Genomic DNA, 13,870 nt, shown 5'->3' on the forward strand with positions numbered 1-13,870 from the left:
CATAAGCCCGGTCAGAGCCATTCACAGATGATGGTGATGGTCAGGACGGCCTGGAACCGGACGGCCAACTTGTCGTAGCGGGTGGCCAGGCCGCGGTGGCGCTTGAGCCGGGCGATGCCGTTCTCGACGGCATGTCGCATCCGGTAGAGGTCTCGGTCGAACTTCGGCGGGCGCCCGCCGCGGCTGCCCTTGGCCTTGCGGTGGGCGTCTTGATCGGTCTTACTCGGGATGCACGCCTTGATCCCGCGCTTGCGCAGGTAGGCGCGGTTTCCGCGGCTGGTGTACGCCTTGTCGGCCAGGACCAGGTCGGGGCAGGTGCGGGGCCGGCCCACCCCGAGGCGGGTCACCTTGATACGACGCAGGACCGGGATGAACTGCGGGCTGTCACCACGGTGCCCGGCGGTCACGACCATCGATAGGACCTTCTGTCCCTGCTCACAGGCCAGATGCGTCTTGGTGGTCAGACCGCCGCGAGATCGTCCGAGGGCGTGATCGGCGGGTTCGTCGTGCACGCCACCGGGTGGCTCTTTCTGCAGGTGGCCGTCTCTGCGGGCGCCGGCGGCGTGTTGGTGGGCGCGGCTGGTCATCGAGTCCACGCTGACCGTCCAGCCGATGCGGCCTTGCGCATCGCCGGCGGCCTGTGACGCGGCCAGGATCTTGTCCCAGGTGCCGTCGCGCTGCCAGCGACGGAACAGGCCGTAGAGCGTCTGCCAGGGTCCGTACTCGGCCGGGACGTCACGCCAGGGCGACCCGATCCGGATCCGCCACCTGATCCCATCGATGAGCTGCCGTTTCTGCCACTTCGGCGGCCGGCCCTTCGCCGACGCGGCCGGCAGTAGCGCAGCGAGCCGCTGCCACTGAGCGTCGGTGAGGTCGTGCCGCCTCGTCACCGCTACGCTGGCCACGAGGTCTCCGGTATGAAGTTCTTGCTTGGTCGCAGAACCAGATACCGGAGACCTCTTTAGTTGTCGATCACCGCCACGCCGCGACCTTCACCGGCCACCACGACTTCTGAAACACGCCTTAGTCGCGGCTGCGGCTTCCGCAACGCGGCAAGAACACCTGTTGTTGAATCAGCTCGAGTCGGCGGCCAACCCCGCCTGCTGATTTGCCTCTGCCTTTGGCAGTCCGGACGCTTGAAGCACGTCGCTGATGGCAAGGCGCAGCCGGGAAATGAGGACCATCTCGCAGAATCCGATCTCTTCGGCGCAGGCCTGGTTGACCTCCTCGATGGCCTGTTGCGCCCGCGCGCGTGCAAGGTCGGGCTCTCGGCCGGCGACGAAATCGCGATGCAGCAGCCGCACCGCTTGGCCGAGGTGCTCGATCGACGCTGAGAGGCCGGCGGGTACGGGTTCACGCAGCCGTACCGCCGATACGACCCAGTGCGCCAATTCGCGGCTGTTGGAGTAGGCGGATTGGAGGTGCTCGGAGGCGCGCTGATACCGGCGCAGGATGCCCAATCGTCGCCACCGCCAGGGTGAGAGAAGCGCGATCTCCCCCGCCGCGGCGACCATCTCGATCGTCTTGTCTCTTTCCTGCTCTACCGCGATCAGGCGCTGCAAGGCGTCGTCGGCCTGTTGAACCTCACGCCGATCCAACGCCTCGGCGACAGCCGTGAGAGCACGGGCGAAAACATCCAGCGACGGACCGGCAGAGCGGTGCACGACGCGCACAGGGTTGGCCGGCAGGATCAGCAACGCCACGGCGATGGCCGTCGCGCCCCCGATCAACGCGTTGACCGTCCGCGCCACAGCCAGGTGGGATTGCTGCGCAGTCAGCGTCCCCAGCAGCACCGCGGTGCTTCCTGCGTGCACCATCACGGCGCCGCCCCCGCGAATCACGGCTACCGACGAGATCGCGAATGCCACGATCACGGCGATCTGTATCGGCCCCGTCCCGATGGCGAAGATGATCAACTGCCCGGCCGCCACCCCGAGGATCACCCCGGCGATGAGTTCCGCCGCTCGCCTGATCCGATTGCCGAGGGCTGCTGCGACCGTGCCGATCGAGGCGGCGGGGGCGAACAACGCCTGTGGATTGTGCAGCACGTCGCTGGCGATGAACCAGGACAATCCAGCGGCCACACCCGCCTGAACAGCGATTATGGAGTACGTGCGAAGCCGCTCGAAAGCTTCCCGGCCTTCTCGTTGCACCATCTCTGGCCGCAAACCCGGGTCCACGGTAGCCACGTCTCACCTCCGAGGAGCAGTGCAGGCGAGGGTTACGTCTGCGGCAACCGCTCGGGGGAGGTAGCGGTCCTGCGAGGTGTGGCCTGGCAGCGTAATGCAGCGCCGGCCCGGTAGGGCATTCCCGCAGGCGCGGAAGCGCTTCCTGGTCAGAGGCCACAGGCTCATTCTCCCGGACGCCAGCCGCCCTGGTCCCGGCATCAATGGCAACGGATCTAACACGTGGAGCCCGTCGAGTCACCGCCCCGGGGAGTGATCTTCTCGGGACGGTTCCCGCTGATGTGAAAGGTGGGCGCGGCAGGTTTCGAACCTGCGACCCCTCGCTTGTAAGGCGAGTGCTCTCCCACTGAGCTACGCGCCCGGAACGCCCGTACGGCGGGCCGGAGCGGCCAGCTTACCTGCCCGCCTCCGGCCCGGTCGAACGACGTACCTGGGTGTGGGACTCAGGCAGCGGCGGCCTCGGCCAGCGCCTTGCGCCAGCCCTGCTGATCGCGCGCCTCGCCGGGCATGTTCATCTCCGCGAAGCGGACCACGCCGGCCTTGTCGATGACGAAGGTGCCCCGGTTGGCGATGCCCGCGACGTCGTTGAAGACGCCGTACGCCTGGGCGACCGCGCCGTGCGGCCAGAAGTCGGCGAGCAGCGGGAACTGGAAGCCCTCCTGCTCGGCCCAGATCTTGTGGGCGTACACGGAGTCGACGCTGACGGTCAGCACCTGGACGTCGTCGTTGGCGTACTCGTCGAGGTTGTCCCGCACCTCGGACAGCTCGCCCTGGCAGACGCCGGTGAAGGCGAGCGGGTAGAAGACGAGCAGGACGGTCTTGCGGCCGCGGAAGTCGGCGAGCCGTACCTCCTGGTTGTTCTGGTCCTTGAGCAGGAAGTCGGGCGCTTCGGCGCCAACCTCGACGGGCATGTGTGCTCCTACTTCTTGCTCTTGGAGCCGCGCCGCATGACGAGGCGGGCGCCGCTCCAGTCGCGGCCGGCGTTGATGGTGGAGGTCTGCTGGAGGCCGGCGGTCTGCGCGCTCTCCGCGACCTCGCTCGGCTCGACGTGGCCGTCGCGGCCGGCCTTCGGGGTCAGGAGCCAGACCACGCCGTTGTCGGCAAGGGGCCCGAGGGCGTCCACGAGGAGCTCGAAGAGGTCACCGTCGCCGTCGCGGTGCCAGACCAGAACCGCGTCGACCACCTCGTCGGTGTCCTCGTCGACGAGTTCCCCACAGCGGTCGGTCAGGGCGTCCCGGAGATCGGTGTCGACGTCGTCGTCGTAGCCCATCTCCATGACGACCATGCCCGGCTCGATACCGAACCGGTCCGCCAGGCTGCGTACCCCGTCGGCCTGGCCAGCGGTCGCGCTCACTGTCGCGTGCCTCCTCATCTCATCCCTGCTCGTGGCGTCGGGTGACACCGTCGGGCCCAGTCCACACAGTTGCGGCTCGCCGCGCAAGTGGCGCACCGGGTGGAACGGAATTTACCGTGCCAGCAGCGTACGGGCACCCTGGGTGATGGCTTCCTCGGAGACCAGAACCTGACGAGCGGCCGGACCTAATGGTACAAACGAGTCAAGTCCGGCCACACGGCGCGCGGCGCCGACGTACCCGGTGTCGACGAGCGCGGACAGCACGCCCTCGCCCACCCCGCCGGAGCGCCGCGTCTCGTCCACCACCAGCACCCGGCCGGTCGCCGAGGCCTCCCGGATGATGTCGGCCACCGGCAGCGGGGCCAGCCAGCGCAGATCCACCACCCGGCTGCCCACGCCCTCCGCGGCCAGGGTGGCCGCCGCACGCAGCGACATCCGCACCCCGCCGCCGAAGGTGATGATGGTGAGGTCCTCGGCCGAGCCGATCCCGTAGACGCGGGCCCGCCCGATCGGCACGTGCCGGTCCGCCCAGGCGCCCGGCTCGGCGTACTCGACCGTCCACTCGCCGTCGCCGTCGGCGTAGAGGTCGCGGGCGTGGTAGAGCGCGGCCGGCTCCAGGAACACGCAGACGCTGCCGTCCACCCGGGCCGCGGCCAGGCACGTACGCAGCATCGGCGCGGCGTCGTCCGGCCGCGCCGGCACGGCGACCACGAGCCCCGGTACGTCCCGCAGCACCGCCACCGAGTTGTCGTTGCGCGCGTGGCCGCCGAGCCCGTCCTCGCCCGCCAGGGCGGCCACCCGCACCACCATCGGGTTGCGGAACGCGCCCCGGGAGAAGAACCGCATGGTGGCCGCCTCGCCGCGGAGCTGGTCCTCGGCGCTGTGCAGATACGCCAGATACTGGATCTCCGGCACCGGCAGCATCCCGGCCAGGCCGGCGCCCAGCCCGAGCCCGAGGATCGAGGTCTCGTCCCGTGGCGTGTCGAACACGCGGGCCGCCCCGAACCGGTCCCGCAGCCCTTCGGTCACCCCGTGCGCCCCACCGGCGGCCACGTCCCGGCCGAACACCGCCATCTGAGGGTGGTCGAGCATGCCGTCGGCGAGCGCCGCGTTGATGCTCTGCGCCAGCGTCAGCGGCCCGGTCAGCTCCGGCGGTTTGCCGCCGAACGCCTCCGCCCGCGCCCCGGCGCCCGGCCCGGCCGCCCGCGCCGCCGCGTCGGCCACCGCCCGGGACACCCGGACCGGCCGCCGCGGCGCCAGCTCCCGCACCACCTCGACCGCGGACGTCAGTTTCGGCTCGTCCAGCACCTCCTCGGCGATGCGGCGCAGCTGCCAGCCCCGCTCGTCGTACCGGCTGAGCAGCTCCTCGCCCCCGGCGTACCCGGAGGTGACCAGCAGCCGCGCGGTGGCCAGCAGCGGGTCGCGGGCCGCGTCGCCCTGGCCCATCAGCCGGACCGCGCCCAGGTGCAGCACGGCGGGCCGGCGGTGCCGACGCACCCAGGCCGACGCCTCCGCCGCCACCCGGTAGCTCTCGGCCACGTCCGTGCCGTCGGCCGCGAAGTAGCGGATGCCGGGCCGGGACCGCAGCGTCGTCGCCACCCACCCGTCGGCGGAGCCGCCGCTGTCCTCGCAGACGAACAGCACCGGGATACGCAGGCCGGTGTGGTCGTACCAGCCGGCGGTGTTGAGCGCGGCGGTCACCGTGGCGTGGTTGACCGAGGCGCCGCCGAAGGAGCAGACCACCACGGCGTCGGCGGGCCAGGCCGCTACCTCCGGCTCGCCGTCCGCGGACCGGGCGCCCCGGCGCAGCCGCTCCAGCGCCAGCCCCAGGCCGACCGCGCGGGGCAGGTGCGAGCCGGCGTTCGCGGCGGTCGGCACGACCGCGAGGTCGGCGCGGCCGAAGAGCTTCTGCCGGCCGCCGGCGGCCGGTTCCTCCACGGACGCGACAATGCCGCGCAGCACGTCGCGCGCCGCCGCCGCGAACGCGTCGTCGGGCGCGGGCTGTGGCAGATCGGGTACGCCGACAGTCGCGTCACCGTCCGCGTCCACCACGATCGCGGCTCCCGCGGGAAGGCTGCCCGCCTCGCCTCCCGCCCCCGGCCGTTCGAGATCTTGGTACGAAACGGCCCCTATAGGGGCACTTTCGTTCCAAGATCTCTCCGGTTCCCGGAGGGTGGAACGTTGCTCCTGGGAGGTGGGATTGATGTGCGAATCCTGGCCGGTGCCGCGCTGGGCGGGCAGGTCGTGCGATTCGTGCACGGCGGCCGGCAGGGCCGGGGCGGCCGCCGGGTCCGGGATGACAGCAGACGGAGCGGGGGCGACAGCCGAGGAGGCGGGGGTGGCCCGCTGCGCGGAGGATGCGGCCGGCTCGTCGGGCGAGACGCCGCTCGAGGTGCCGGGGACGGCACCGGACGAGCCGCGAACCTCGGCGCGGGCAGCGGTGCCGGGCGAGCCGTCGGCGGCGGGCGAGCCGTCAACGGCGCTGCCGGGCGAGCCGGCGGCAGCCGGCGGAGCAGCACTGGGCGAGCCGTCGACGACGGTGCCGGGACCAGCATCGGGCGAGGCGTCCACGGCGGCGTCGGGATCGGCCTCCGGGGCGGGTGTCGGCGGGACGGCCGGCGCCGGGGCGGCGGGGAAGGCGCCGGCGGCCTGGGCGGCGCGCAGGCAGTAGAACGCCCCGGAGCGGTGGTGCAGCAGCGCGGGGTCGGTCGGCCGCAGCGCGGCGGCCACGGCGGCGTTGCCCTCGTGCCCCGCCGACTCGATGGTGTGGTACCCCTCACCGAAGCCGTGCAGCCACTGCCCGGCCAGGTCGAGCAGGCGGCTGGTGAGCTGCGCGTCGAACAGGGCCAGCGCCTGCGCCCCGGTCAGCGGCCCGCCGTCGGGCAGCCGCTCGCCCAGGTCGCGCCGCTGGTCGGGCGCCCCGAGCGCGGCCAGTTCGGCCCGGAGCCGGTCGTCGAGATCGTGCGGGGTGGTCACGTCGGACAGCATTACCGACTCGGGCCCGCCGCGCCCAGTCGGACACGTTCCGCCCGGCGTGGCTCAGACCTCGCCGCACTCCTCCGGGCACCCACCGTCGGAGACCTTGAAGACGAGTTCACGTAGCGCGGCCAGTTCGGCGGTGCTGAGGTCGTCCAGCAGCCGGGGGTCCGACATGACCTGGACGACCTGCTCGCGGACCTCCCGGCCGCGTTCGGTGACCACGAGCGCCTTCTGCCGCCGGTCGGCCGGGTCGGTGCGTCGTTCCACCAGCCCGGCCCGCTCCAGCCGGTCGGCCAGGCCGGTGACGTTCGACCTGTCGCAGCCGAGCTGCTCGGCGAGGTCGCGGGCGGGCAGCGGACGGTCCGGGTCCAGTTCGTGCAGCGCGCGGGCGGCCGCCGGCGTGAGCCCCAGCCCGGCGAGCGCCTCGTCCTGGTGGTGGCGCAGCGCGGCGGCGACGTGCAGGATCCGGCGCACGGTGTCCCCGGCGAGGCTCGGCCGGTCACCCGGGCCGGGCTGATCAGCGGAGACAGTGGAGTGCGCCATCAGTCGATTGTACGTGACGGGTCAACAATTGACGCGCTCCACTATCTGTTCGGCCGCTCAGCCGGGCAGGAACGAGAAGCGCACCTGGCGGTCGGGGTTGTCGCCGTTGGTGTCGACCAGGCAGATCGACTGCCAGGTGCCGAGCTGGATCCGCCCGTCGAGCACCGGCAGCGTCGCGTACGGCGGCACGAACGCCGGCAGCACGTGGTCGCGTCCGTGCCCGGGCGAGCCGTGCCGGTGCCGCCACCTGTCGTCGGTGGGAAGCAGGTCGTCCAGGGCCCGCAGCAGGTCGTCGTCGGAGCCGGCGCCGGTCTCGATGATCGCCAGCCCGGCGGTGGCGTGCGGGACGAAGACGTGCAGCAGGCCGTCGCCGGCCCCGGCGACGAACCGCTCGGCCTCGCTCGTGATGTCCCGGACGGTCGGCCGGGAGCCGGTCCGGACGGTGATCACCTCACTGCGCATACGGCGCATTCTGCCGCAGTGCCCGGTTCCCCGCCCCGCCCGCCGATAGCGCATCCGGTGATCGCGCAAAGTTACTGATGGGTACCTGTGTTCAGCGTCGCGTCTGAGGGTGGGAGAGGTGACGGCACGCGCCACCAGGGGGCAGGATGGCGCTAGAGACCTATCCCACACGAAACCGAGGGAACGCCTGTGGCTACGGAACGCAAGCGCCCGGTGATCACCGCTGGTCTGCCGAGCCAGCTTCCGGACATCGACCCTGAAGAGACCAGCGAATGGGTCGAGTCGCTCGACGGTGTCATCGACGAGCGCGGGACAAAGCGAGCCCGGTACGTCATGCTGCGCCTGCTGGAGCGGGCCCGCGAGCGGCAGGTCGGGGTGCCGTCCCTGACCACCACCGACTACATCAACACGATCCCGCCGGAGCGCGAACCGTGGTTCCCGGGTGACGAGCACGTCGAGCGGCGGCTGCGGGCGTACATCAGGTGGAACGCCGCGATGCTGGTGCACCGGGCGCAGCGCCCGGAGATCGGCGTCGGTGGCCACATCTCCACGTTCGCCAGCTCCGCGTCGCTCTACGAGGTGGGCTTCAACCACTTCTTCCGGGGCAAGAACCACCCGGGCGGCGGCGACCAGATCTTCTACCAGGGCCACGCCTCCCCCGGCATGTACGCGCGGGCGTTCCTGGAGGGCCGGCTCAGCGAGAACCAGCTCGACGGGTTCCGGCAGGAGCTGTCGCACCCCGGTGGCGGGCTGCCGTCGTACCCGCACCCGCGGCTGATGCCGGACTTCTGGGAGTTCCCGACCGTCTCCATGGGTCTCGGGCCGCTGAACGCCATCTACCAGGCGCGGTTCAACCGCTACCTGCAGCACCGGGGCATCAAGGACACCTCCCAGCAGCACGTCTGGGCGTTCCTCGGCGACGGCGAGATGGACGAGGTCGAGTCGCTCGGCGCGATCGGCGTGGCCGCCCGCGAGGAGCTGGACAACCTCACCTTCGTGATCAACTGCAACCTGCAGCGCCTGGACGGACCGGTCCGCGGCAACGGCAAGATCATGCAGGAGCTGGAGGCGTTCTTCCGGGGCGCCGGCTGGAACGTCATCAAGGTCGTCTGGGGCCGGGAGTGGGACCCGCTGCTCGCCGCGGACACCGACGGCGCGCTGGTCAACCTGATGAACACCACGCCCGACGGCGACTACCAGACCTACAAGGCGGAGTCCGGGGCGTACGTGCGGGAGCACTTCTTCGGCCGCGACCCGCGGACCCGCAAGATGGTCGAGCACCTGTCCGACGACGAGATCTGGAACCTCAAGCGGGGTGGCCACGACTACCGCAAGCTCTACGCGGCCTACAAGGCGGCGATGGAGCACACCGGCCAGCCGACGGTGATCCTCGCCAAGACGATCAAGGGCTGGACGCTCGGCTCGCACTTCGAGGGCCGCAACGCCACGCACCAGATGAAGAAGCTGACGCTGGAGGACCTGAAGCTCTTCCGCGACCGCCTCTACCTGGACATCCCGGACAAGTCTCTGGAGGAGAACCCGTACCTCCCGCCGTACTACACGCCGGGCGAGAAGTCGGACGAGATCACCTACCTGAAGGACCGGCGTCAGCAGCTCGGCGGCTACCTGCCCACGCGCAGCACCGCCCGCAAGACGCTGGCCATCCCGGGCAGCGAGCGGTTCTCCGACGTCAAGCGCGGGTCGGGCAAGCAGAAGGTCGCCACCACGATGGCGTTCGTCCGCCTGCTCAAGGACATCATGAAGGACAAGGAGTTCGGCAAGCGCTGGGTGCCGATCATCCCGGACGAGGCCCGTACGTTCGGTATGGACTCGCTGTTCCCGACGCAGAAGATCTACTCGCCGCACGGTCAGCGCTACACCGCGGTCGACCGGGACCTGTTCCTGTCCTACAAGGAGTCGACCACCGGCCAGATCCTGCACGAGGGGATCAACGAGGCCGGTTCGGTGGCCTCGTTCACCGCTGCCGGCACGGCGTACGCGACGCACGGCGAGCCGATGATCCCGCTGTACATCTTCTACTCGATGTTCGGCTTCCAGCGCACCGGCGACGGGTTCTGGGCGGCGGCGGACCAGATGGCGCGGGGCTTCGTGCTCGGCGCGACCGCCGGCCGGACCACGCTCAACGGTGAGGGCCTGCAGCACGAGGACGGCCACTCGCTGCTGCTCGCCGCCACCAACCCGGCGGTGGTCTCCTACGACGCGGCGTTCGCCTTCGAGCTGGCGCACATCGTGGAGAACGGCCTGCACCGGATGTACGGCGAGGCGCAGGAGAACATCTTCTACTACCTCACCGTCTACAACGAGCCGATCTTCCAGCCGGCCGAGCCGGAGGGCGTGGACGTCGAGGGCATCGTCAAGGGCATCCACCGCTACTCCCCCGCGCCGCAGGTCGGCGACGACGCGCCGAAGGCGAACATCCTCGCGTCCGGCACCGGCATGCAGTGGGCGCTCAAGGCCCAGCAGCTGCTCGCCGAGGACTGGGGCGTCTCGGCCGACGTGTGGTCGGTGACGTCCTGGACCGAGCTGCGCCGCGACGCGGTCCAGTGCGAGGAGCACAACCTGCTCAACCCGGGCGAGGAGCCGCGGGTGCCGTACATCGCGCGGAAGCTGGCCGACGCCGACGGGCCGAAGGTCGCGGTCAGCGACTGGATGCGCGCGGTACCGGACCTGATCGCCCGCTGGGTACCCGGCGACTACACCTCGCTCGGCACCGACGGGTTCGGCATGTCGGACACCCGGCACGCGCTGCGCCGCCACTTCCACGTGGACGCCGAGTCGGTGGCGGTGGCCACGCTGCGCCAGCTCGCGCTGCGCGGTGTGGTGCCGGCGCACGTGCCGGCCGACGCGGCCCGCAAGTACGCGCTGGACGACGTCAACGCCGCCCCGGTCGGCGAGACCGGCGGCGACAGCTGAAAGGAAGGGCCCCTTCTTAACGCCTCCGGTAGAGGAGGGGCCCCTTCTTAACAACCTCGGGTAGAACGACGGCCCGGCGTCCCTGGCGGGAACGCCGGGCCGTCACCATCGCGGGCGACGCCGGGACTGGGCTCGGTCAGCCGACGGCGGCCAGGTCGGTCAGCCGGGCCAGCGAGTCCTCCAGGTCGGCGCCGACCCGGCGCAGGCCGAGCCGGAGCAGGGCCGCCTTGACGGGTCCGGCGGGCCACCGCACGACGATCAGCCGTACGACGGTGCCGCCGGCCTCCTCGTCCGGGGTCAGCTGGACGTAGATCTCGGTGCGCGCCTCGGCTCGGGCGCCGGCACCCTTCGCGCGTTCGCGCCAGCCGATCAGGGTCGGCTCCTGGAAGGCGATCACCTCGGCCTCGTGCGCGGCGCCGCGTCCGGCCTGGACCAGCTGCCGCCGCCCGAATCCCTCCCCGGACAGGACCTCGGCCGCGCGGACTCCCGCCAGCCAGGCCGGCAGCTGCTCGGCGCGCTGCACCACGTCCCAGACCACATCCACCGGCGCCGCCACGTGCGCGCTTCGTTCCACGAGGATCATGAGTATCTTTCCCCCACTTAAATCACATCCGCGATATTTGGCACTCTATGTGTAAATCGGACTTAAGCGGACGGGTTCGGAAAAGACACGCCGAACTCCCTTGCGCCACCCAGTCATCTCGGCCTATGGCGCGGCGGTCCGCCGAGCCCTAGAGTCGCGAGCACGCTTCATGTCTTGGAGGGTGCCTTGACGACCGCGCCGATGCCCGAGTTCCCCGCCGGCTTCCGCTGGGGGGTCTCCACCTCCGCGTACCAGATCGAGGGCGCGACCACTGCCGACGGTCGCGGTCCGTCCATCTGGGACACGTTCGCGCACGAGCCGGGCCGGGTCGCCGACGCCAGCACCGGCGACCGGGCCTGCGACCACTTCCACAGGTACGCCGAGGACACCGCGCTGCTGGCCGGGCTGGGGGTGTCCGCGTACCGGTTCTCGCTCGCCTGGCCCCGGATCCAGCCGGACGGCACGGGCCCGGCCAACGCCGCCGGGCTGGACTTCTACGACCGGCTGGTGGACGGCCTGCTCGCCGCCGGGGTGGACCCGGTCGCCACGCTGTTCCACTGGGACCTGCCGCAGCCGCTGGAGGACGCCGGCGGCTGGCTGAACCGGGACACCGCCGCGCGCTTCGCCGAGTACGCCGACCTGGCCGCCGCCCGGCTCGGCGACCGGGTGAAGCTCTGGATCACGCTCAACGAGCCGTTCATCCACATGAGCATGGGCTACGGCATGGGCGTGCACGCCCCCGGCCGGATGCTGCTGTTCGACGCCTTCCCGGTGGCCCACCACCAGCTTCTCGGGCACGGTCTCGCGGTCTCCGCGCTGCGCGCCCGCACCACGTCCCCGGTGGCGATCGCCAACAACTACTCCCCGGTGCGGGTCGCCGGCGACACCGACGCGGACCGGGCCGCCGCCGCGGCGTACGACGCGCTGCACAACCTCCTGTTCACCGATCCGCTGCTCGGGCGCGGCTACCCGGACGCTCCCGGCCTCGACCCGGCGGTGATCCGGGACGGCGACCTGGACGTGCTGGCCGCGCCGATCGACGTGCTCGGGGTCAACTACTACAACCCGACCGCCATCCGGGCGCCCGAGGCGGGCTCGCCGCTGCCGTTCGACATCGTGCCGCTGGAGGGCTACCCGCGTACCGCGTTCGACTGGCCGGTGGCCCCGGACGGCCTGCGCGACCTGCTGCTCCAACTGCACCGGCGGTACGGCGACGCGCTGCCGCCGATCCAGATCACCGAGAGCGGCTGCGCGTACGACGACGCGCCGGACGCCGACGGCCGGGTGCACGACCCGGAGCGGATCGCGTACCTGGACGGGCACGTGCGCGCGGTGCGCGGGGCGATGGCCGAGGGCGTGCCGGTGACCGGGTACTTCGTCTGGTCGCTGCTGGACAACTGGGAGTGGGCCGAGGGCTTCACCAAGCGGTTCGGCCTGGTGCACGTCGACTTCGACACGCAGCGGCGGACGCCGAAGTCGTCGTACGCCTGGTTCCGGGACCTGGTCCGGCGGTGACCACTGTGAACCCGACGCCGGCCTCGCTGCCGGCGGCGCTCGCCGAACCGACGGTGCCGGTACGGCGGAGCTGGATCGCGCTGATCTTCGCGGCCAACCTGGGCGTCTGGATGGCGTTCTTCACCCCGATCCAGGTGCTGTTGCCGCAGCAGGTGGAACGGATCGCGCCGGCCGACAAGGAGGCGATGCTGGCGGTGGTCACCGGCATCGGCGCGCTCGCCGCGGTGCTGGCGAACCCGCTCGCCGGCGCGTTGTCCGACCGCACCTCGCTGCGGCTGGCCAACCGCCACTTCGGCCGCCGGCACGTCTGGACCGCGTTCGGCGCGGTGATCGGCGCGCTCGCCCTGGTGCTGCTGGCCCGGCAGAACACGATCGCCGGGGTGGCGGTGGCCTGGGTGGCCGCGCAGGTCTGCTTCAACGCGATGCTGGCCAGCCTCACCGCGGCGATCCCCGATCGGGTGCCGGTGGCGCAGCGTGGCGGCGTGTCCGGCTGGGTGGGCATCCCGCAGGCGCTGGGCCTGGTGCTGGGCGCGGTGCTGGTGACGGCCGTGGTGACCGGCAACGCCGCCGGGTACGCCGCGATCGCGCTCGCCGTGCTGCTGCTGTCGCTGCCGTTCGCGCTGCTGACCCAGGACGACCACCTGCCCCGGGAGCACCGCTCGCCGCTGCGGCTGCGCTCGCTGTTCTCCTCGATGTGGATCAGCCCGCGCCGCCACCCCGACTTCGCCTGGGCGTGGTTCACCAGGTTCCTGGTGCAGACCGGCAACGCGCTGGGCACGCTCTACCTGCTCTACTTCCTCACCGACGGGGTACGGGTGGCCGACCCCGAGGGCTCGCTGCTGATCCTGATCCTGCTCTACACGGTCGGCATGATGCTGACCGCCGTGACCGCCGGGCGCATGTCCGACCGCTCCGGCCGGCGCAAGGTCTTCGTGATCGCCTCCGGGCTGATCATGGCGGTGGCGGCGACGCTACTGGCGGTGGCACCCACCTGGCCGATGGCGATCGTCGCGGCGCTGCTGCTCGGCGCCGGGTACGGCGTCTACCTGGCGGTGGACGCCGCGCTGATCACGCAGGTGCTGCCCGCCGCCACCGACCGGGCCAAGGACCTCGGCGTGATCAACATCGCCAACTCCGCTCCGCAGGTGCTCGGCCCGGCGCTGTCCGCGCCGATCGTCGTGCACCTCGGCGGCTACCCGACGCTGTACGCGGTGACCGCGGCGGTCACGCTGCTCGGCAGCGCCCTGGTCGTGAAGATCCGCTCCGTGCCGTGACGCCCGCCGGCTGCCGCGCTTGTTAAGAAGGGGCCCCTTC

At 71.5% G+C, this 13,870-nt stretch carries 11 protein-coding genes and 1 tRNA gene; 3 read left to right on the forward strand and 9 right to left on the reverse strand.

Translation table 11 applies throughout. The features are described 5' to 3' along the window. Positions 1–11: 11 nt before the first annotated feature. The 8 genes from DQE82_RS11185 to DQE82_RS11220 form a co-directional block, all read right to left on the reverse strand. The gene (locus DQE82_RS11185; RefSeq protein WP_113972612.1) at positions 12–905 is read right to left on the reverse strand and encodes an IS5 family transposase; all 894 of its coding nucleotides are present in this window, start codon (positions 903–905) and stop codon (positions 12–14) included. 168 nt (positions 906–1,073) lie between these two features. Beyond that, the gene (locus DQE82_RS11190; protein WP_223201351.1) at positions 1,074–2,189 is read right to left on the reverse strand and encodes an aromatic acid exporter family protein; all 1,116 of its coding nucleotides are present in this window, start codon (positions 2,187–2,189) and stop codon (positions 1,074–1,076) included. Positions 2,190–2,475: 286 nt separating this feature from the next. After that, positions 2,476–2,547, reverse strand: a tRNA-Val gene (locus DQE82_RS11195). Positions 2,548–2,629: 82 nt separating this feature from the next. Continuing rightward, complete coding sequence (locus tag DQE82_RS11200; RefSeq protein ID WP_043329219.1) at positions 2,630–3,097, reverse strand: peroxiredoxin; 468 nt, start codon at positions 3,095–3,097, stop codon at positions 2,630–2,632. A gap of 8 nt (positions 3,098–3,105) precedes the next feature. Next, positions 3,106–3,540: a DUF3052 domain-containing protein gene (locus tag DQE82_RS11205; RefSeq protein ID WP_013287823.1), complete on the reverse strand. Its 435-nt coding sequence runs from the start codon at positions 3,538–3,540 to the stop codon at positions 3,106–3,108. A 111-nt stretch (positions 3,541–3,651) separates the two neighbouring features. After that, positions 3,652–6,516 (reverse strand): transketolase C-terminal domain-containing protein, encoded by a 2,865-nt coding sequence (locus tag DQE82_RS11210; protein WP_370446788.1) that lies wholly within the window; start codon positions 6,514–6,516, stop codon positions 3,652–3,654. Between the two features lie 63 nt (positions 6,517–6,579). Beyond that, a complete protein-coding gene (locus DQE82_RS11215) occupies positions 6,580–7,062 on the reverse strand; it encodes a MarR family winged helix-turn-helix transcriptional regulator (protein WP_113972613.1) in 483 nt (160 codons plus the stop codon). Positions 7,063–7,119: 57 nt separating this feature from the next. Continuing rightward, positions 7,120–7,524 (reverse strand): secondary thiamine-phosphate synthase enzyme YjbQ, encoded by a 405-nt coding sequence (locus tag DQE82_RS11220; RefSeq protein ID WP_199495979.1) that lies wholly within the window; start codon positions 7,522–7,524, stop codon positions 7,120–7,122. Positions 7,525–7,713: 189 nt separating this feature from the next. On the opposite strand from DQE82_RS11220, the gene aceE reads away from it, so the two are divergent. After that, the gene (gene aceE, locus DQE82_RS11225) at positions 7,714–10,458 is read left to right on the forward strand and encodes a pyruvate dehydrogenase (acetyl-transferring), homodimeric type (RefSeq protein ID WP_113972615.1); all 2,745 of its coding nucleotides are present in this window, start codon (positions 7,714–7,716) and stop codon (positions 10,456–10,458) included. Positions 10,459–10,594: 136 nt separating this feature from the next. Here aceE and DQE82_RS11230 read toward each other — a convergent pair whose 3' ends face one another. After that, the gene (locus tag DQE82_RS11230; RefSeq protein WP_030503643.1) at positions 10,595–11,041 is read right to left on the reverse strand and encodes an SRPBCC domain-containing protein; all 447 of its coding nucleotides are present in this window, start codon (positions 11,039–11,041) and stop codon (positions 10,595–10,597) included. A gap of 201 nt (positions 11,042–11,242) precedes the next feature. On the opposite strand from DQE82_RS11230, the gene DQE82_RS11235 reads away from it, so the two are divergent. Next, complete coding sequence (locus DQE82_RS11235; protein ID WP_064448235.1) at positions 11,243–12,556, forward strand: GH1 family beta-glucosidase; 1,314 nt, start codon at positions 11,243–11,245, stop codon at positions 12,554–12,556. Then, positions 12,553–13,830, forward strand: coding sequence for an MFS transporter (locus DQE82_RS11240; RefSeq protein WP_113972616.1), 1,278 nt, complete (start codon positions 12,553–12,555; stop codon positions 13,828–13,830). Before DQE82_RS11235 ends, DQE82_RS11240 begins: the two co-directional genes overlap by 4 nt. Positions 13,831–13,870: the final 40 nt, after the last annotated feature.

Origin of the sequence: Micromonospora sp. LHW51205 (assembly GCF_003315815.1) — a bacterium.
Lineage (GTDB): Bacteria > Actinomycetota > Actinomycetes > Mycobacteriales > Micromonosporaceae > Micromonospora > Micromonospora chalcea.